The 19,459-nt window shown below is 44.5% G+C and carries 16 protein-coding genes; 5 read left to right on the forward strand and 11 right to left on the reverse strand.

Features of this window, described 5'->3' with window-relative positions; genetic code table 11:
* The 5 genes from DXB18_RS13510 to DXB18_RS13530 all read right to left on the reverse strand — a co-directional run bounded on the left by DXB18_RS13510 (position 1) and on the right by DXB18_RS13530 (position 5,570).
* Positions 1-714, reverse strand: a complete 714-nt coding sequence (locus tag DXB18_RS13510) for a glycosyltransferase family 2 protein (RefSeq protein ID WP_118541379.1) — start codon at positions 712-714, stop codon at positions 1-3.
* The gene (locus DXB18_RS13515) at positions 711-1,835 is read right to left on the reverse strand and encodes a DegT/DnrJ/EryC1/StrS family aminotransferase (RefSeq protein WP_118708352.1); all 1,125 of its coding nucleotides are present in this window, start codon (positions 1,833-1,835) and stop codon (positions 711-713) included. The genes DXB18_RS13510 and DXB18_RS13515 overlap by 4 nt, the downstream gene beginning before the upstream one ends.
* The gene (locus DXB18_RS13520) at positions 1,832-2,959 is read right to left on the reverse strand and encodes an ATP-grasp domain-containing protein (protein ID WP_118708354.1); all 1,128 of its coding nucleotides are present in this window, start codon (positions 2,957-2,959) and stop codon (positions 1,832-1,834) included. Before DXB18_RS13520 ends, DXB18_RS13515 begins: the two co-directional genes overlap by 4 nt.
* 92 nt (positions 2,960-3,051) lie before the next feature.
* Positions 3,052-4,506, reverse strand: a complete 1,455-nt coding sequence (locus tag DXB18_RS13525) for a lipopolysaccharide biosynthesis protein (protein WP_118708356.1) — start codon at positions 4,504-4,506, stop codon at positions 3,052-3,054.
* A gap of 2 nt (positions 4,507-4,508) precedes the next feature.
* On the reverse strand, positions 4,509-5,570 hold the full coding sequence (locus DXB18_RS13530) for a glycosyltransferase (RefSeq protein ID WP_347560897.1): 1,062 nt from the start codon (positions 5,568-5,570) through the stop codon (positions 4,509-4,511).
* Between the two features lie 209 nt (positions 5,571-5,779).
* Between DXB18_RS13530 and DXB18_RS13535 the strand changes: the two genes are divergently transcribed.
* The 3 genes from DXB18_RS13535 (at position 5,780) to DXB18_RS13550 (ending at position 9,830) form a co-directional block, all read left to right on the forward strand.
* The gene (locus tag DXB18_RS13535; RefSeq protein ID WP_118708358.1) at positions 5,780-7,429 is read left to right on the forward strand and encodes a L,D-transpeptidase; all 1,650 of its coding nucleotides are present in this window, start codon (positions 5,780-5,782) and stop codon (positions 7,427-7,429) included.
* Positions 7,430-7,564: 135 nt separating this feature from the next.
* On the forward strand, positions 7,565-8,890 hold the full coding sequence (locus DXB18_RS13540; protein WP_118708360.1) for an acyltransferase: 1,326 nt from the start codon (positions 7,565-7,567) through the stop codon (positions 8,888-8,890).
* Entirely contained in the window at positions 8,847-9,830 is a 984-nt protein-coding gene (locus DXB18_RS13550; RefSeq protein ID WP_207665790.1) for a LysR family transcriptional regulator, read from the forward strand. The genes DXB18_RS13540 and DXB18_RS13550 overlap by 44 nt, the downstream gene beginning before the upstream one ends.
* Before the next feature lie 93 nt (positions 9,831-9,923).
* Here the strand turns inward: DXB18_RS13550 and pepD are convergent, their stop codons facing one another.
* From pepD to DXB18_RS13580, 6 genes are all read right to left on the reverse strand, one after another.
* A complete protein-coding gene (gene pepD, locus DXB18_RS13555; RefSeq protein WP_182430582.1) occupies positions 9,924-11,381 on the reverse strand; it encodes a beta-Ala-His dipeptidase in 1,458 nt (485 codons plus the stop codon).
* A 10-nt stretch (positions 11,382-11,391) separates the two neighbouring features.
* A complete protein-coding gene (locus tag DXB18_RS13560) occupies positions 11,392-12,576 on the reverse strand; it encodes an amidohydrolase (protein ID WP_182430583.1) in 1,185 nt (394 codons plus the stop codon).
* 43 nt (positions 12,577-12,619) lie between these two features.
* Positions 12,620-13,870, reverse strand: coding sequence for an ABC transporter permease (locus DXB18_RS13565; RefSeq protein WP_118541361.1), 1,251 nt, complete (start codon positions 13,868-13,870; stop codon positions 12,620-12,622).
* On the reverse strand, positions 13,867-14,910 hold the full coding sequence (locus DXB18_RS13570) for an ABC transporter permease (RefSeq protein ID WP_118541359.1): 1,044 nt from the start codon (positions 14,908-14,910) through the stop codon (positions 13,867-13,869). Before DXB18_RS13570 ends, DXB18_RS13565 begins: the two co-directional genes overlap by 4 nt.
* Positions 14,907-16,514, reverse strand: a complete 1,608-nt coding sequence (locus DXB18_RS13575) for a sugar ABC transporter ATP-binding protein (protein ID WP_207664488.1) — start codon at positions 16,512-16,514, stop codon at positions 14,907-14,909. The genes DXB18_RS13570 and DXB18_RS13575 overlap by 4 nt, the downstream gene beginning before the upstream one ends.
* Before the next feature lie 79 nt (positions 16,515-16,593).
* On the reverse strand, positions 16,594-17,865 hold the full coding sequence (locus tag DXB18_RS13580; protein ID WP_118708364.1) for a DUF3798 domain-containing protein: 1,272 nt from the start codon (positions 17,863-17,865) through the stop codon (positions 16,594-16,596).
* 274 nt (positions 17,866-18,139) lie between these two features.
* On the opposite strand from DXB18_RS13580, the gene DXB18_RS13585 reads away from it, so the two are divergent.
* Together DXB18_RS13585 and DXB18_RS13590 are read left to right on the forward strand one after the other, a co-directional pair.
* Complete coding sequence (locus DXB18_RS13585) at positions 18,140-19,093, forward strand: LysR family transcriptional regulator (RefSeq protein ID WP_118708366.1); 954 nt, start codon at positions 18,140-18,142, stop codon at positions 19,091-19,093.
* A gap of 38 nt (positions 19,094-19,131) precedes the next feature.
* Positions 19,132-19,377 carry a hypothetical protein gene (locus DXB18_RS13590; protein WP_118708368.1) on the forward strand — a complete coding sequence of 82 codons (246 nt, stop codon included), beginning with the start codon at positions 19,132-19,134 and terminating at the stop codon, positions 19,375-19,377.
* The last annotated feature ends 82 nt before the right edge of the window (positions 19,378-19,459 follow it).

Below are 19,459 nucleotides of genomic sequence, written 5' to 3' on the forward strand. Positions count from 1 at the left end.
TTATTTTCTCCCTTTTCCGTTTACCGGCTTTTTGCTCCGGAAATTCTGGATCAGCAAAATCGAGAGCAGCATCCGCGCCATATAACGCACCGCCACCATCGGCTTTAAGTAGCTCTCACCACCGGCACGCTCTGCGATATGCACCGGCACTTCAGCCACCTTTGCTCCTTGCTTGAGCAGGTAAGACACGGTGTCCGGCTCCGGTCCGTAATTTAAATTCAACGCAAATTCCCGGATCATCTCCCGGTTGAACATCCGCATGCCGGATGTCGGGTCTGCCACAGTCACGCCTGTGGTCAGTCGGATGGCCGCCTCGATCAGACGGCTTCCCACCATACGCATGGACCAGTCCTTTTTCCCATTTACAAACCGGCTTCCAATGACGATCTCGTATCCTTCTTCCATCTTTTTCTGCATGGATTCGATGAATTCCGGACGGTGCTGTCCGTCTCCATCAAACTGGATCGCATATTCGTAGCCCTTGTAATAGGCGTATTTCATGCCTGCCTGAAAACAGCCCGCCAGTCCCAGGTTGACCGGAAGATCCAGCAGGTTAAAGCCATGTTCCCGACAGATTGCCGCGGTCCGGTCCCTGGAGCCATCGTTGACCACCAGATAGTCAAACTGCGGATAACCTTCCTCCAGTTCCCGTACCACCATCTCAATATTCGCTTCTTCGTTGTAGGCAGGAATTACGATGAGCACCTTGTTCATTGTTTCTTTTCTCCACATTTCAGTATGATATCACAGATCTCATCCACCGTTTCAAGGGAAAGATCCGGGTATAACGGCAGGGTCAGAACCTCCGACGCGATCCGCTTTGCCACCGGTGTATCATCCGAAGAAAACTGGTCCCGGTAGCAGGCATAGTCATTGATACACGGGTAAAAATATTTCCGCGCATAGATATTGTACTCCTTCAATGCATCAAAAATCTCGTCCCGTTCTGCTCCGTAGCCTTCAAATACAACCGGCATGTAAGCGTAATTATAGCGCACCCCTTCTTTTTCTTTGCACAGGCAGATACCCTGCACGCCGCCGAGCCGTTCGCGGTAACGCTCCGTCAACTTTTTCCGCTTTTCAATATCCGCATCTACATGGCGCAGATTGCAAAGACCCATCGCGGCCTGGAACTCATTCATCTTCCCGTTTGCACCCACATATTCTACCTGCTCATAGCCAGTGATTCCGAAGTTTTTCAGCTGGTATAACAGATCCTTTAATTCCGGATTCTGAAATGCGACCGCACCACCTTCGATACTGTGGAATACCTTCGTCGCATGGAAGCTGAACATGGATGCATCGCCAAACTGACCGATCCCGACTCCATCGATCGTCGCACCAAAGGTATGTGCCGCATCGTAAATAACTTTCAGTCCATGGCGGTCCGCAATCTCCTGAATGCGTTTCACATCGCAGGGATTTCCGTATACATGAACCGGAACAATCGCAGAAGTTTTTTCCGTGATCAGGCTCTCCAGTTTGTCCACATCGATCGTATAATCCTCTTCATTGATATCGCAGAAGACCGGAGTCAGACCATTGCGCACAATGGCGTGGGTCGTGGAAGCAAAGCTGAACGGCGTGGTAATGACCTCCCCGGTCAGCTTCATGGCCTGCAGCGTCAGTTCCAGCGCCATATGGCCGTTCACAAACAGTTCCAGATTCGGTGTCTTTAGATAGGTTTTCAGTTTTTCCTTTAAGGTTTCGTGGTATTCCCCCATGTTGGTCAGCCAGGCGCTGTCCCAGATGGGTTTTAACATCTCCACATATTCTTCCAGCGGCGGCAGTGAGGAACGTGTCACCATAACCGGCTCTTCGTGTCGTTTTATCATCTGTTTTCGTCTTCCTTTCCCTGAACTGCACTGGTTTCCTGGCTTTCTCCAGCCGCCCGGTTTGCACCGTCCATGTTATATTCTGCGTACCGTCTCGCAATATACTGTTCCCCGGTCACAGCCATTTCTTCCAGCTTTTCTCCCGTAAAGCAGCGGATATGATTTTTCACCATATCGTAGCCCGCCGCCCCGGAAAATGCGATGCCGCCCGCAAACCGCGGATTGCATTCCAAAAAATAATACTCGCCTGCATCCCTGTCTGACTCAATAAATTCCATATTTACACAGCCACGGATTCCAACCTCTTCGGCAATATCCCGGCACTGCTGCTCTAAAAGCTCACTGCGAAATACACAGACAGAAGTTCCCGCGCCATTTAAGGTACGCAGAAGTTCCCGTCTTGGCAGACAGAAAGTCTGGTTTGTTTCCGGATTCCGCACCACATCCACGGTGATGACAGTTCCGCCAATCTTCGGCTGCACCAGATACTGCTGTTTTCGTTCTTCGCTGCAATGGTTTAACAGGAAGCGAAGATCCGACTCGGATTCCAGGATTTTCAGTCCCTGACTGCTGCGACCATCAAACGGCTTCGCAACCAACGGGAAACGTAAGGCCGCAAATCCGGAAAGCTGTCCCTCATGTTCGGTCTTCCAAAATTCTGCCGGCAGATCACCACGATCCAGTAATGCTTCCATTTCCGACAAACGCACACCTGGAATGGTCCGGCAAAGCTTCCGCTCCCGTAAAAATGCTTCCATCTTTTCCTTATTCCGGCATAAACGGATCGCGTCAACATCGGAAATCCACACTTCTGCGCCTAATTCTTTAAAATCTTTCGGGAATTCTGTTCTCCACTCCTGGAGCACATCAATTTCTACATCCGTGAGCGGGATCAGCACATCTGCCTGCTCCTTTTTACAAAGCTCCTTTAAAAAATTCCGGTAGTTTCCGCGGTCTGTCGCGTAAGGCGCTTTATAAAACACATCCACATCCTGCGAATTGACCACCCACTTAGCCGGGTAAATATCGCATCCAACAACGCGCATTCCCGCCGCATGGCAGGCCGAAATAGCCGCCTGCGCGGAAAAGGAACCGATTGCCGTAATGATCACTGTTTTTTTCATAACTTTATTTCTCCTCGAGTGCCGGACTGCCCGGCGTTTTCCTGCTGCGGTTTACCCGCTGTGCGTACCTGGCAGCTTTTCCTTCTCGTTCTTTACACATTGCGCAGCTTCTCTTTTACCATTCCCATCAAAAAGCAAAAACTCTCCAGACGGAAGGCAGCAGCCAGCACAATATAAACAACCGCACCGCAAATGATCTGCAGTCCCAGCTTCAGCCATACTGACATGTCCGGAAGCCATGCGCCAAATGCCATAACTGCCGCGCACATCACAACCGACAGCGCCGCCGGCGGAGCTACATCCATCCACTGATGGGCGATGTCGTACCCAAGCAGCTTCTTATTCGGTGCCGCATTGACAAAGGTACACACAAAATCCTGAAAGGCTTTGATGCACACCATGATAAACACATTGAACTGCATGCCGATCACCAGTGCCAGAAGGCTGAGTGCCTTCTTCACCAGCTCCAGCTTTAAAAAGATATCGCTGCGCCCCACTGCATTGATGGCCTGCAGATTCGTGATATGGATCGGCCAGAAACAGTAGGAGACACACATAATGCGAAGAAATGGCACGCAGATCAGCCATTTTTCTCCAAGAAGTGCTAAAACCAGCGTGTCCGCCACGGCGAAAAGCCCCATCAGCATCGGGATGACCGCAAAGGAACTTAAGCGGATCGCCCGGCGCACCATCTCCCGCACCTTATCGGTATCGTCCTGACTGGCAGAAAACGCCGGAAGCAGTACCGCCTGGATCGCCGCACCCAGATTGGTGGCGATCAGCTTTGGAAACTGCTCTCCCCGGTTGTAGCTGCCCAACAACTCTTCATTATATATCTTTCCGATTAAAAGTCCATACAGATTATTAAATACCGTGTCCAGAAGGGAAGCACAGAGAAGCTTCCAGCCAAACGCAAACATCGTCCGGATCCGGTCGAAGGCAAAAAAGAGCCCCGGCTTCCAGGAAACCGTCAGAAACAGCACGATCATCAGGCTGATGTAATAGCTGATCTGCTGTCCCACCATAGCCCACACGCCAAGTCCGCGAAGCGCCATCACGATACTGATCACACCAGAGAGGGCCGAAGCCGCCAGTGTCGAAAAGAATAAGCCGCGAAACTCCATGTTCCGGGACACATACGCCGTCTGCACCGAGATGACTGCACCCGGAAACAGCACGATGCCAAGCACCCGCACAATAGGCTTTAATACCGAAATGCCATAAAACTGCGCAATCGCCGGTGCCGCCAGATACAGCAACAGATAAAAAAGTACGGATGCCGCAAGTTCAAAATAGCAGACCGATGAGAAATCCACCTCATCAGCCTGCTTTTTCTGCACCAGAGCCGTAGAAAAGCCGCTCTGGACAAATACATTTGCAATGGTGATAAAGATCATGATGATCCCCACAACTCCGTACTCCGCCGGAGTCAGAAGCCGCGCTAAAAGGATCGCGATCACAAACTGAATGCCCTGGGCACCTCCATTTTCCAGAAGCTTCCAGAACAGTCCGCTTGCCACCTTATTTTTCATTCCTGTTTCGTTCATAACTATCTCTTTCTGTGGAACTGCCTCTGCAGCCACGCATACAGCTTTGGTGCCAAAGTTTCAAACCGGATAAAGAACCGTGTCCTTGCATTTAATTCCCGGTAAAACTCCCGGTTTTCCTTATTTAATATAGCATCAAAATGTTTTGTATTTACCTGCGTCAGGAAAATGAGCCGTTTTATGGCATGCTCCACCGTATTGTGAAAACGACCGCCGCTGAATGCATCAAAGCCACGGTACATCTCTGTCATGGCAGCTGCGTAATCCTGCTGCTTTTTCTCGTAGTTGCCCTGCTTCATGAGCGTGGTCCAGGAAGCGGCACCGCCCAGACGGTAAACGCACATGGGCTCATCCATATACCACGCCCAGCCACGGTTTGCCGCAAGAAGCTGCAGCGGGATATCCGCAATCGGCGCATGATTGTAAAAGTCCGGCAGTGCGTCGATCATCTCCCGGTAAAACATCAACGAAGCGGTCGGATAGCCGGATGTCTTGTCGATGATCTCCTCCGGCGAGATCATGCGGCTGCCTTTGTAAGGCCGCATGGCATGCTCTGTCAATGCCTTTCCCTGTACTTCTACCTTTGCACTGTGAAAGCAGAGCGAACAGCCCGGATTTGCCTCCAGATAAGCCACCTGTTTCTGCAGTTTTTTTGTGTCGGTCCAGTAATCATCGCCCTCGCACATGGCAATGTATCTGCCCCTGGCCCGCGGGAAATTAAAAGTGCCGCTGACATTGGTCAGTCCTTGGGAATACTGATTTTCCGTCTGCAAAATAGGAAAGATCAAATTGGGATACCGGTCCGCATACTCCCGGATGATCTGGGCAGTGCCATCGGTCGAGGCATCGTCGTGGATCAGGACTTCATAAGAGAAATTGGCTTCCTGGTTTACAAAGCCCTCCAGCGCGTCACGGATATAAGCGGCCTGATTGTATGTGATGCAGCAGATGCTGACCATGATATCGTGACCTCTTTCCATCTTTCCAGCATCCCGTTCCTCTGTCTTTTCAGGATCCTGCTCCTGCATAATATCCCTGCTGCTCATTTCTGCTCTCTGTTCCATTGCTTTTCTTTCCTCTTGTTTTTCCAATTTTTCTCTCTGGACTTCCACGTTTTTCCATTTCTATGACAATTTTGTTACGATTTTATTGCCAATCTCTTTTATTTTACATGATCGCCGATAAATTGTAAATCAGATATGGTCTTTTTACCTCTTTTATGATAGATTAACAATGAATGGTAATATTTATTATTTTCAGGAGGTTTTTTTCCATGCGTAAACATACAAAAGCAGGACTTGCCCTGCTTGTGGCCGGCATGATGATGGCCGGATCTGTTACCAGCGCTTTTGCGGAAACAGATGCCACAGCAGCGACAAGCGGCGTGATTGACACTACCAAAAAGACCGAAGTGTCCGGTCCGGGGAGCACCGCAGCTTCCCCGGAAAACACATCCGGCGGTCATACTTTTTCCACCGAAGCTCCGGGATCTGGTGCTTCCCAGACTCAGGTTTCCGGCAGTTCTGAGGCACCTTCCCAGACTGAGAATGCACAGACCTCCGCACCGGAAACCAGTGCAGCTGCCGACAATTCCCAGGATGCCACAAGCGGCCAGACCAACGCCCTGACCCAGGATCAGGCAAACCAGCTGGAATCCGAGCAGGCTGCTGCAGAAGCAGAAGCAGCTGCAAATCATACCAGTCCGCTGTCTGTTCCGCTGCGCCAGCCGCGTCTGACCACCGCAATCTTATACAACGACAGCAAAAACTGGTCCGGCGCTTTCTTAAATGACCAGCAGATTTCCACCGAGAGCGCAGGTTTCACCGCCATCTGTACTTATCTGGAGAACATTTTCGGCGATGTCCGCTACCGCACCTACAACTCCACCACCGGATGGACCGGATGGGCAGTCGGCGGTCAGCAGACCTCCTTTGACGGCAATGCCTGGTATCCGGTTGAAGCGATCCAGTACCGCTTCGCAGGTCCGGTCAACGACCAGTACGACATTTATTACTGCGCAACCTTGAGCGACGGCACTGAGACCGGCTGGGGCAAAAACGGAGAAACCGTTGGTACCATGAACACCGGACTCCATTTAACCGGCTTCCGTCTGGCTTACTTCGCAAAGAACACCGACAGTGGCTTAAATACCTCCAATCACCTGGTATCCGCCCACGCAGACGGCATCCAGTATGTAGACGGTCAGATGCGCTACATCCATGGCAACGGCGACAATTACACCGGCTGGGGCTGGCTTGGCAATGACCGCTACTACTTCAAGGACTCCGTTCCGGTAACCGGCTGGCAGTACATCGACGGTCTGAAGTATTACTTCGGGGAAGACGGCAAGATGTGGAGTGATGTCGAATCCCTCCTTGGCAGCAACGGTCCGTACCTGATCAAGATCAACAAAGAATTAAACTGCATGACCATCTACGCACAGGATGGCGGAAATGGTTATATCATCCCGGTAAAATCTTTCCTGACCTCCGTAGGTGATGATACTCCGGTTGGAACTTTTAAAACTCCGGAAAAATACCGCTGGAGACTCATGATCCACGATGTCTACACCCAGTATGCAACCCGTCTTGGTGCCGGACTCCCGATCCTGATCCACTCCATCATCTACGATGCTGCAAACCCGATGACCGTATGGGCAAGCACCTACAACAACATGGGAATCGCCCGTTCCGCAGGCTGTATCCGCCTGATCAGCGGCGATGCAAAGTGGGTTTACGATCACTGTGCACTGGGAACCACCGTTCAGGTTTACAACTCTTCCGTTGTTGGACCGTTTGAGCGCCCGACGATCGCATACGAGATTCCATTCGAGCAGACTTGGGATCCGTCCGATCCGAATGTCACCCAGGATATGATCAATGCAGAAACTGCTCGCATCCTCGCAAAGTTCCAAAATCAGTAATTGGACTGCTGCACATTCGTAATTCATTCATAAGCATTAAAAAAGCCCGGAACGGCCGCTTCGCGGCTGTCCCGGGCTTTGCTGTATCGCATAGTAACACGATTCCGTAACCCATCTGCCTGATAAGGAGTTTCTATGACTGACCAAAAAACATTCCGCCTCCAGACCAAATTCACCCGATGCCTCTTCTGGGGCATCCTCTCCGTCTGTGCCCTGGTATTTCTGATCTGGTGCGACAAAAAAGCCTACGGCATTCTCCGTCCAAACCACGTTCTCCCGTTTTGGGTTCTTGCGCTTTCTTCCCTGTTTCTTCATCTGAGAGACAGAAAAACATCCGTCAGCACAGCCATCGGCTTTACCGCCGCCACCCCGGCCTACGACATCCGCTTCGACTATATCCGCCTGTTTGCGGTTTTCTCCGTTCTCATGATCCACTGCATCGACATTGCCCTGCCGGTGCTTTCCATGGAGGTCAATGAAGAAACTACCGCCTTGATCCAGGAAGTTCCACCGCTTCTTTTGAAGACTGCAGCCGTCCTTCGTACCTGCTTCTATCTGGGCAACACCTGCTTTCTCATGCTGACCGGTGCCCTGCTGTTTGGCCGCGGAACCAAAGAAGGGATCGGAGCCTTCTACCAAAGGCGCTTCTCCAAAGTCGTGCTCACATCTGTCATTTACTTTTTCTTTTATATATGGCAGAACGGAAGACTGCATCCGGTGTGCGCAGCCACCGTCAAAGATGCCTTTTACCGGATCCTGACCGGTTCCATCCAGGAAGACTGCCCGTTTTTGTGGCTGGTCTACATGACCATCTCCATCTATATAGCAGTACCCTTTCTCCGCTACATGTTTGAATCCATGACCTACCGCACCCTTACTGCTTTATCCGGTCTCATCCTGCTGTGTTCCTTTCTTCGGACCTACACCACCATGACCGCGGACCTGCTGCCCTTTTTCGCCCAGTGGATCGGCATCGCCATGATCGGCTACTGGGTATCCCGCCCGGAGACAAGAACCTACGACCGTTGGATCTGGATTGCTGCCCTGCTGTCCTTTTTGAAAGTGGTCCTGTCCGTGAACCCTTATGTGTACTGGCAAACTTATGTCAACTACTACGTTCACATGGCTCCACTCTCCATTTTCATGGCCTGCGGCATCTTCGCCCTCGCCCTGCACAAAAAGCCGGCACAAAAGTATTTCTGGGATTCCCTGGTCATGATGTTCGGAAAACACAGTTTCACGATCCTGTTGCTGCACTGGTGGGTACTCTACCATATCGTCATCTACACCCTGAACCTGGACATCACCTGGAAGCAGCCTCTGGTTTTCGCAGGAACCGTCATTTTCGTCATCCTTGCTTCCTTTGCATATGGGTTCCTCATCGACCAGACGGTGGTGTATACGATCCGCGCTTTTTATGAGTGGATGGTCAAACAACTCCATCGTATCTATCAAAGATAACTTATTATTGAGAAAGTGGGTTTCTTATATGAATTTAAAATCACTGCGCTATATTATCACTATTGCAGAAGAACAAAACTTGACGAAAGCCTCAAAACGCCTCTTTGTTTCCCAATCCACACTGAGTTTGTTTTTACGGAAATTAGAAGAAGAATTGGGTCTTTCTCTTTTTGAACGTTCCAAAAACAAACTAACTATCACGCCAGCCGGAAGATTATATGCCGAGACTGCCCGTGAACTTCTTCACATGGAAGAAAAACTGTATGAGAAACTAAATCTCAATAAAAAATCACAGACTTTAAATATTGGCATTTCTTCTCTTATGGTAATGTCTGTTTTTTCACAGACCATTTCTGAATTCACCAGGCAGTTTCCAAACTTTACTGTAAATGTCACAGAAGGGCGTGCTGTTGCTCTCATGGAGCTACTATATCAGGACAAGCTAGATGTAATCATCATTGGAAGACCAGAAATTGTGAAAGATGAGCGCTGTCATACAGAGGTATGGAAACGCGAAAAAGTGTTTCTCCTAATTCCACCAAAACATCCTCATGCCGATGTTGCATCTTCCACCAATTATGATGATCCTCCTGTCGCTGACATGTCTCTTTTTGCCAATGAAACTTTTGCCCTTACTCCTCGAAACACCTGTGATTATCAAATTGCTGACAAAATTTTTAAAGATTACAATATGAATGCTTCTATAACCTGGGAAATGAACAACACACAAACCCTATGCAACATGGTTCTGGATGGCATCTGTCTTTCCGCAATCCCATCTTATTGTATTCCACGGGATAAAGGGCTTCTGGTTTGTCAGCCTCCCCATGCCTATTATCGGTATATGCTTTGCATGAAGCGAAAAGGTCACACAGCCTCTTCCGAAGAAGAGCAACTGCTGCAGATGGTTTATAATAATTATATACACTATTATGACTAATCCGAATTTTCTGAAGAAATTTTATGCAACAAATACAGGCACAAAAACTTCTGTAAACTACAAGTTTCTGTGCCTGCATTTATTATCGTTTATTTATGCTTTTGTAAGATTTGTCAAGGTTTCTCGAATCAACATATATACCTTTTCAAATGTATCCATATACAATCTTTCTTTCGGTGTATGATAATCCACATAAGTAGCTGCCGTCGTCACCATATCCAATTCCGGAATTTTTTCTTTTAATACAACACAATCATTTCCTCCATGGCTGATGTTTACCTTGGGTTCTTTTCCAAAAAGCTTTTTGTAAGTTTCAATCATCACATCGCGAATCTCAGATTTTTTAGACCATTGCCACCCCCGGTTCAGATTCACGTATTCTATAGCAAATCCCCAATGCTTCATAAAAGTCTGCATTTCTTCATTCAGGGCTTCTCCGTTTTCCATTTCCTCAGTGGAAATAACAGAAAAAACGCGAATTCCATCCGATTCCGTGTAAATTTTCTTCATAATAACAGAACAGCTTACTTCGTCCACGCGACAAAGCTTTCTATTTCTTGCACCATAAGGCATCAAATAGATTGCCTCAATCAGACGATCACTTTCTTCTTTCTTCAACATATCTCCAACCGGTTCTTCTCGTTCTATTCGGACCCGGATATCTGGATCTGCATCTTCGTGTTCTATTCGGATAAGTTTCTGCTGCTCTTCTATAATACGAAACATCAGGGACTCTTCTCCATTTGCCAACACAATATGGCTGTCACAACTTTCTGGTATACTTTTTCCAACTTTATCCATAGATACCACACGTACATCCATCACTTTATTCAGATAATGTAGTAAACGTGCTGTCATTTTAATAGCACAGATTCGCTCCTGCGGAATCCCTGCTCCCTGATCTCCGCCCTTGAGACCGTCTACTACCAGGTGATATGCTATGCCATGAACAGCTTCACGATGAGTTGGATAAAAAGAAGTCATTTCAAATTTTGTTGAAGTTCCCATGCGAAAGACACCTTCAGAGCCAGCATCCAAGCCAATTACTTTCCGCGATTGAATAAGAGATGCATCAAAATGCTTTGCACCAAGTAATCCCACTTCTTCCTGTACAGTAAACAAACACTCCAGTGGAGGCGCTATCAATTTTTCATCGGTGAGCAATGTCAGCATTAACGCGACAGCACAACCATTATCTGCCCCAAGAGTCGTATGGTTTGCATGAAGAATATTTCCCTCTTCAATCAATTCAATCGGATCCGTATCAAAGTTATGTTTGGAATCTTCCGTTTTCTCTCCAACAATATCCAAATGACCTTCCAAAAGCACAGACGGTAAATGCTCATAGCCCTTACTTCCTGGGCGTCTCACAAGTACATTATGAATATCATCCTCGTAATACCACAAACCATGTTCCTTTGCAACACGAACTACATAGGCAGCTGCCGCAGCTTCATGATAGGAAACTCTAGGAATACTTGAAATATCTTCAAAATAATGATACAACACAGCAGGTTTTCTATCCTGAATCACATAATTTTTCTTTTTCACGTTGCACTCCTTACTCCATGCTGTTAAGAAATGCCAATGCAGAAGCTACCTCTGCTGCCGCTCCGGCCTTCATGGCATTTTCATCCCAGTTATAGGTTGGCTGATGATTTTTTGATGGCGTCTTTTCTCCCGGATATGCTCCGCCTACCCATAGATAGCCTCCTGGAATACCTGTTGTCAAATATGCACTAAAATCTTCTGATCCTGGTCTGCACTGATCTGCTTCCAGGACTTTATCCGCGCCAAGCACTTTTTTAATAGCCTCTTCAAATAGTTCCATTAACGCTGGATTATTATCTACAGTTTCACAAACTTCCTCATATTCCATTTCGTAAGTAGTTCCAACGGCATCACAGACCCCCTTACATACTTCGTGAAGTCCATCTATCACTCGCTGTCTCACTTCTGGCTTCAGAGTTCTTACCGTACCGATCAGCTCTGCATATTCTGGAATAATGTTCTCTTTACTTCCACCATGAATCGCGCCAACAGTTACAGTTGCAACGTCTTGCGGATTTACTTTTCTCGCCACAATCATCTGAATATCTGTAACAATCTTACAAGCTGCCAAAATCGTATCTGTGCATTCATGTGGCTTACAACCATGCCCTCCATGTCCATGTACCTTAATCCGGAAGCTGTCTGATGCCAGATACGCAGAACCTTTTCGAATTGTAATGGTACCAGCTTCCCAAAACATCATATGTGCAGCCATAATAGCATCTGGTCTCGGATTTTCTAACACTCCATCCCTTACCATAGCATAGGCTCCTCTTCCGCCTTCTTCTGCCGGTTGGAAAATAAATTTAATCGTACCATGTATTTCATCTTTATGCTTTGTTAAAACAGATGCAGCCGCCATTAACATTGCCGTGTGCCCATCATGTCCACATGCATGCATAATCCCCGGTGTTTCTGATGAATAAGAAAGACCAGTTGCCTCCTGGATGGGCAAAGCATCCATATCTGCTCTTATGGCAAGCACTTTCCCCGGTTTTCCGCCCTTCAGTAAGGCAACCACGCCCATTTTTCCTACATGTTCTGTTACTTCTAGTCCAAGATTTTTTAAATGAGATGCAACAATTCCTGCTGTTCGTTCCAGATTGTATCCCAATTCTGGATGACGATGAAAATCTTCTCTCCATTCCCGCATCTGTTCATACATTTCATCTACTTCTTTTTTAATATCAAACATACTGCGCTCCTTTCCGAAAACATCTTTTCTTTCAATGTTGATGCTATGCCTTTGCTGTTTTTCTTTTTCCTCTTCCCGAAATATGAAGTACCAGAGACAGCGTAATAACACCATAGGAAATCGCCTCACGGAAATACTCTCCATAAGCAGCATCATTCAACAATGCTTTTCCTGCAAGCGGCGCAATTACGAATAATGTATGGAACAAGATAATTCCAATAATCCCCTGCTTCACAGTTGCTTTTTTTGTGGATGCTCCACCAACCAGAATTGCAGCAACTGCGAACAAGCCAACCTTCTCATGACTGGAATAAGTCGTAAAGTTACCGATATTCTGAAGAAATATAATCTGCCCCCATGATGCCATGATAGTTGATAGAATAATAGCAATAATTCTCGTTTTATCTACATCAATACCCGACGCTGCTGCTACTTTCATATTCATTCCAATTGCACGGAAATCCTGTCCCAGTTTTGTTTTCAAAATGGCATTGACTATCAATCCAAACAGAACCATTAAAATCAAAGGAACTACTGGAACACTAGTAAACTTCATAGCAAAAGCAACCTGTTTATTACATGTTCCAACAATCCAAAGAGCCAATACTGCCAATGCATAAACACCATACTCCCACAGCTTTTGCTTATAATTTGGAAGCTTTTCTCTGTAAGTCTTTATAATGCAAAATGCCAATACAGCAATTGCTATTATCACAATAGGAATGAAAAGTTGATCTAAACGCAGTTTCAATACATTATCCAAAGCATTCACTACAGAATCTTCCAATTTCAGCGTATCTTTAATACCAATACCGGTATAAATCATAATACGATCATCCGTCATAGGAATTAAAGTTCCGATTAATACTAAAAAAAACATCTGATAAAGACCATTTGCGAAAAAACCTGTAATCATACCAGTAATCATTTCCTGGCCTTTTGTTTTGTTAAACAGCTTTCCAAGGAGCCATCCGAAAATAATGGAAAGTGGTGTACAGATTAGCACTGCCACAATAATTGCCAACAGTCCTTGTATTCTCCAATGCGTCACAAATATGTATCCTGCCTGCGCTGCCATTGCACCAAGAACAATACCAAAATTCAGTCCAATACCTGCAATAACCGGAATAATCAAAGAGAAAACCAAACCAAAATTTCGAAATAATCTTGTTGCAACCTCAGAAAGGACATAGCTAAATGTTTGACCTGAGGCAATAAAACCACACACACAAAGTACGAGGAATACAAGCGTTACTATATTTTCTTTTACAATTCTTTTCATCTGTTCTTTCATCGAGATTCACCTGCTTTCGTAAGTGCATACAGAATGATGCCATTCTGAATAATAATTCTCACAATCTCCGATAAAGATCCCTCTGGCATAATGACATTGGCAATCGGTAATGTAAACGTCATAATAGACTGATAAAGGATTGTTCCAAGAATGACGTTAAAAATACCTGCTCGATTCACGGTTGCTCCTCCAATCAAAATTGCAGCGACCGCAATAAATGCCATATTCAGTGGGGCCATATAATACTGGAAAAATCCATAACTTTGGGCATACACAATAATGCCAATAGCACCTAAAATTGTAGAAAGCATCATTCCAAGAATGCGCATTTTATCAACATTAATTCCAGTTGCACTTGCAAACGCAGGATTTGCCCCTGCCGTTTTCATTATGATTCCAAGTTTGGACCGCATAAAAATCCACACAAGAAGACACATCAAACCAACAAACAAAAACAAGCCTGTGGGAAATACGAGTTCATCTGTAATCCGTATTTCTAAAAAATGATCTAATATCTTTTCATATTTTCCGGTTAAGGAAACGATAGAACGGACACCGTTTCCCTGTGGCCACCGTATTTCCGCATTCTTGATTGGGAATGCCATCCAGGCAATACACATAACAGCCACCGCCGTATAGCCAGAATACGTTGCTATCATCATCTCAGATCCCTTAATCTTATTGAGGATCATGCCATAAAGAATACCAACCACAGCTGCAATTGGAATCGAAATAATCATTGCAGAAAATAATCCAGTCCAACCAGTTGCTCCTGCATCCAGACTGATTACGCTTCCAACCAAACCACATAAAATTCCAAGCGGCAAAGCCATATTCATTTTTATACCAGATTCAATCGCAGGAACCATGGCAAGCACCAATATCATATACATTCCAATACGTCCAAATGCCTGGGTATAAAGCATCTCAATCTGAAGACCAAGTATTGGCATTGCAATGAGAATAACCACCAACAAACCAATAATAATCAGTCTGGGAATTCCCAATGTATTTATAACTTTCTTTATACGTGCATTCATTCCTTTTCCTCCTTCTCCGAAGAAGTATCTACTTTTGTACCTGACATCATCAGTCCAAACTCTGCATCCGAAGAATCTGGATAAAGAATTCCTTCCAACTTTCCACCGGTCACAATTGCAATCCTGTCACATACAGAACGCAATTCTTTTAATTCACTGGATGTCATAACAATGGTAACACCCTTTTCTCGATTTAATTTTACCAAATGATCCAAAAGCAGCTGTTTTGCTCCAATATCAATTCCTCGGGTCGGCTCTGAAACAAACAAAAGATCAGGTTCCATAGTCAACGCTCTTGCCATACAGACTTTCTGCTGATTTCCACCACTCAAATCAGACACATGCTGCTTCCCACTCACACATTTAATTTTAAAATCCTGAATCATTTGATCAGAATTTTCTTTTACTGCTTTTTTATCAATCTGCGTAATTGGTCCAAACTTTTTCAAGAATCTTCCATTCACCCGAAGAGCACCAATCGCAATATTCTCTTCAATTGATTCACTCAAAATCAATCCCACATTTCTTCTGTCTTCTGAAACAAATGCAATCTTTCTCTTTAACACCCCTAATGGATTATTTAATGGAAGTGCTTTTCCTTCATAAGTAATGTTTCCATCCGATGGATATAAACCCAAAATACCGTTTGAAATTCCAATTTTACCCTGACCAGCCAATCCGCCCAGTCCGATAATTTCTCCTTTTCTAATATCCAGGTCAAAGCCTTTCACCGTTTCTCCAGGCATATCTACTTCCAGATTACGAATCGACATAATAATTTCCCGGTTATTAAGATTTCTTTTTTCCGCAATAGAACCAGCATCAATTCCACGACCAACCATTAACTCAGCTAACTTAATCGCATCTGTATCTTTCTTCTCAACTGTACATACCTGTTCACCATCACGCATAACCATAATTCTGTCCGAAACCTGAATAATTTCATCCAACTTATGACTGATAAAAATAACTGCAACTCCCTCAGATGCAATTTTTTTCATGGTATCCAGCAATCTCTGTGACTCTATTTCTGTAAGTACCGCTGTAGGTTCATCAAAAACGATCAACTTCATATTCGTCTTATCGATTTCACGCGCAATCTCTACAAATTGCATGTAACCTACAGGTAGACCAGAAACTGTCTGTTCTTCCGAAACTTCTAACCCTATTTTATCCAAGGACTTTCTTGCATCCTGTTTCATAGCTGGTCGATCTAAATTACTCAAACGTTTTCCAAATACTTTAGAAAGTAAACCCTGTTTTAAAATTTCTCTGTTCAATTTAATATTTTCTGTTATTGTAAATCCCGGAAGAAGCATAAATTCCTGATGAACCATACCAATTCCCAATTCCATGGCTTCCTTCGGCGACGCAATATGTACTTCCCGTCCATCAAAAAACACCTGACCTTTAAACCCACCAGTTCGATGGATCTGTTCCATACCAAAAAGTACATTCATTAATGTTGACTTTCCAGCGCCATTTTCCCCAACCAGTGCCATAATTTCTCCGGGTTTTATATCAAAACTGATACCCTTTAGGACTTTATTTCCATAATATTCTTTCTCAATGTGATCCATCTTCAGAATATAATTTTTGTCCACGTATTCCACCTCCGATTGTTTTTCGTATGAAAAAACAGGCGGCGCCTAAAGACCGCCGCCTGTATCTGTTTTCTTGTTTTTATTCAAAAACATGCTGTCCGCCAAGGACACGGAATACATAATCGTATTCTTTACCATCGTTATTTGTCCAATAATTTACCTCTGCACCTTCGCCAGATAAAGTTCTGTAACATGCCTGAAGTGCCTCAAGAGCAGCATCACCCTTTGTCTCAGTAACAACACCACTGCAGTAGAGCATTGCATACATAGTACCAGCCTGTACATAAGTCATATTCAGAGATACCGGCCAAGTGGAAACACGACCGTTTTCATTGGCTTCATTTACCTTTTCCTGAATTGCTGACAGCATATAATCACTATCACCTTTCTTGTCTTCCGGTACCTCAATATTCAAAGCTGCCGGGAATCCATCAAACGGAGTTGGATCAGACTGTCCACAGTACATCGCATGACCCTCAAATACGCATTTAATGATTGGCTCATGCATTGCAGTATTGGTAGAGAAGAACACAGTATCTTCACCAAGAGATTTAATCTGACGCGGAACATCTTCCAAGATAAACTGCTGCGTACCTGCAGTACCAGAATCTCCCTGTGGATCTGGAGCAGTTACTTCAAGGAAGTTAATGCCATTCTCTTCACAGATTTCTTTCATCCGTTCGCATCTCTTTGCGATATTCTGATTAGACATATGTCTTGGGAAAGAATAGTGCACGAAATTCTTTGCGCCCATAGATACAGCCAAGTTTGCAACCTGATCTGCAAAACCAAGCTGATCTTTACATAAGACAACGTCTGCTACTGTTGCCATCTCATCATAATCTTCATTCGGATTGCAGGCAACTGTCAAAACATCATCTCGCACTTCTTTTAATTTTTTAATTGCTGCAATCGTACCATCCTGTGCCTGATTAAATACAATTGCTTTGACATCTGGATCTGATGCCATCGCCATAACCTTGGAAATTGTAGTTTCCTGCTCTGCAACTGCATTAGCCGGGAAAGTATCTACCAGAACCTTATCCTCTCCGTACTTCTCCTGCAGACGAATCGCACTACGGTAATTTTCTTCACCCTGGCTAACAGAACTACTCATGATGCCAATTTTAAAGTTCAATTCCTGCTGATCAATCAAATCCCAAACATCAACTGCTGACCAGTCAACAGCAGCGGCTGCTTCTGCCTTTGTCTCCTCCGATGCAGCCGCTGCTGTTGTTTCTGCCGTTGAATTAGCCGCTGTTGTTGAAGTTGTCGATGAACCGCCGCACGCTGCTAAGCTGATTGTCATCGCTGCTGTCATCAACGCTGCCAATAGTCTTCTTTTTTTCATAGTAGTTCCTCCTTTTAAATGTATATGATATTCTATATTGTAACTTTTCGCTCTGCATTGTTTTCAGAATATTCTCATTAGTTTTGAATATTTTTGTTTTATAGAAATATCATATCTTTGTTTTTCTCAATTATAGACATATTTTCCATTTTTGTCGAACATATATATTTTATAACTACTATTGATTTTCCTTATAGTTTACTATAGAATATTTTTAATAGTTATAAATTTAAGTTTTTTTCTCACTTTTATTATAAAAAGTGCACAATGTCCTATGATTTTAAAAGAATTAGAATATATTTGTGAAGTTGCCAAACATGAAAATCTTTCGGAAGCGTCAAAAATTTTATCTATTTCCGAACCAGCCTTAAGCCTTTTTCTCAGTAATCTAGAGCAAGAACTCGGCATCCGTCTCTTTACTCGCGAAAAGAACCGTCTAAAAATTACTTCTGAAGGGCAAATTTATGTACAAACTGCAGGTGAAATGCTCAACGTACGTAACCGACTATACGCACAATTACAAACTTTAAAATTTCAACAACGAATCCGTATTGGATTAGCCAGCAATTATGGATTTCATATTTTTTCTAAAGTACTCGCATCTCATAAAGAACTCTATGCCAATACAGATATCTCTGTATCGGAAGGTCGTGCTTTTTCACTGTTGCATCTACTGAAGCATTTGGAACTGGATTTTATTATTTTAGCCAGAGATTCTCTTTTGTCACTGCCAGACTGTAATGTAGAACTAATCCGCAAAGAACCTTTTGCTTTATTTTTAGCTCCAGATCATCCCATTTTAAAAGCACACCCAGAATTTGCTGTCCCCGTTGGAAAGTTTCCGCCCCAAACAGATATTTCTCATTTTCGCGCAGAACCATTTATTCTTTCCCCGGCAGAAACCTCCGATGGCGCAGTTGCTATAGATATCCTCAATGACTACTGTCCTGGCTTCCATGTATTCTGTAACATTAACAATACAAATTCCATTATGGAAATGGTTAAAAATCAGCTCGGTATCACACTTATGCCAATTGCTTCATATCTTTCCTGCTCCACTTGTCAAGATCTTTGCTGGTGCCTGCCACCCAAGAACTACTATCGATATCTGCAGCTGATTCGCTTAAATAATCATCGATCATCCAACTTGGAAAAAAATTTAATCAATGATATGCTTCAAGCATACTATTCCGAACATTTGGAAAACTTCTTTAGTACCTCGTCTTAACTTATAACAAAATTTAATAAATCTACAGGAGGCTGTGAATGAGTATTTTATCGATAAGATTAGAACGCGGGCAGGCAATCGGTAAGGCTCAAGGAGAGGCTTCAATACTGACGGATTTGATCGTTAAAAAAATTGAACAAGGAATTATGCCGAAACAAATATCTGAAATACTGGAAATTGATCTCGCTACGGTTGAAAAAATATATAACATCGCAAAAGAATATGGTCCAAATTACAATGTTGCAAAAATCAGTGAGATTTACAGAAAAACCATATCAATATAAACAATATTGTGCAGTAACGAACGAGGGGCTGTGAAAAAACATAGCCTATAAAAAAGAAGGACCAAGGGTTCATAATGAATCC

This window comes from Clostridium sp. OM02-18AC (genome assembly GCF_003481825.1).
Taxonomy (GTDB): Bacteria; Bacillota; Clostridia; order Lachnospirales; family Lachnospiraceae; genus Brotaphodocola.

What these genes read in the sequence shown, in the direction of transcription:
- DXB18_RS13535 (WP_118708358.1), top strand. Translation starts at nt 5,780, where the DNA reads ATGCGTAAACATACAAAAGCAGGACTTGCCCTGCTTGTGGCCGGCATG.
- DXB18_RS13530 (WP_347560897.1), bottom strand. Translation starts at nt 5,570, where the DNA reads ATGGAACAGAGAGCAGAAATGAGCAGCAGGGATATTATGCAGGAGCAG.
- DXB18_RS13510 (WP_118541379.1), bottom strand. Translation starts at nt 714, where the DNA reads ATGAACAAGGTGCTCATCGTAATTCCTGCCTACAACGAAGAAGCGAAT.
- DXB18_RS13550 (WP_207665790.1), top strand. Translation starts at nt 8,847, where the DNA reads ATGAGTGGATGGTCAAACAACTCCATCGTATCTATCAAAGATAACTTA.
- DXB18_RS13525 (WP_118708356.1), bottom strand. Translation starts at nt 4,506, where the DNA reads ATGAACGAAACAGGAATGAAAAATAAGGTGGCAAGCGGACTGTTCTGG.
- DXB18_RS13585 (WP_118708366.1), top strand. Translation starts at nt 18,140, where the DNA reads ATGATTTTAAAAGAATTAGAATATATTTGTGAAGTTGCCAAACATGAA.
- DXB18_RS13515 (WP_118708352.1), bottom strand. Translation starts at nt 1,835, where the DNA reads ATGATAAAACGACACGAAGAGCCGGTTATGGTGACACGTTCCTCACTG.
- DXB18_RS13540 (WP_118708360.1), top strand. Translation starts at nt 7,565, where the DNA reads ATGACTGACCAAAAAACATTCCGCCTCCAGACCAAATTCACCCGATGC.
- DXB18_RS13580 (WP_118708364.1), bottom strand. Translation starts at nt 17,865, where the DNA reads ATGAAAAAAAGAAGACTATTGGCAGCGTTGATGACAGCAGCGATGACA.
- DXB18_RS13590 (WP_118708368.1), top strand. Translation starts at nt 19,132, where the DNA reads ATGAGTATTTTATCGATAAGATTAGAACGCGGGCAGGCAATCGGTAAG.
- DXB18_RS13570 (WP_118541359.1), bottom strand. Translation starts at nt 14,910, where the DNA reads ATGAATGCACGTATAAAGAAAGTTATAAATACATTGGGAATTCCCAGA.
- DXB18_RS13565 (WP_118541361.1), bottom strand. Translation starts at nt 13,870, where the DNA reads ATGAAAGAACAGATGAAAAGAATTGTAAAAGAAAATATAGTAACGCTT.
- DXB18_RS13560 (WP_182430583.1), bottom strand. Translation starts at nt 12,576, where the DNA reads ATGTTTGATATTAAAAAAGAAGTAGATGAAATGTATGAACAGATGCGG.
- DXB18_RS13520 (WP_118708354.1), bottom strand. Translation starts at nt 2,959, where the DNA reads ATGAAAAAAACAGTGATCATTACGGCAATCGGTTCCTTTTCCGCGCAG.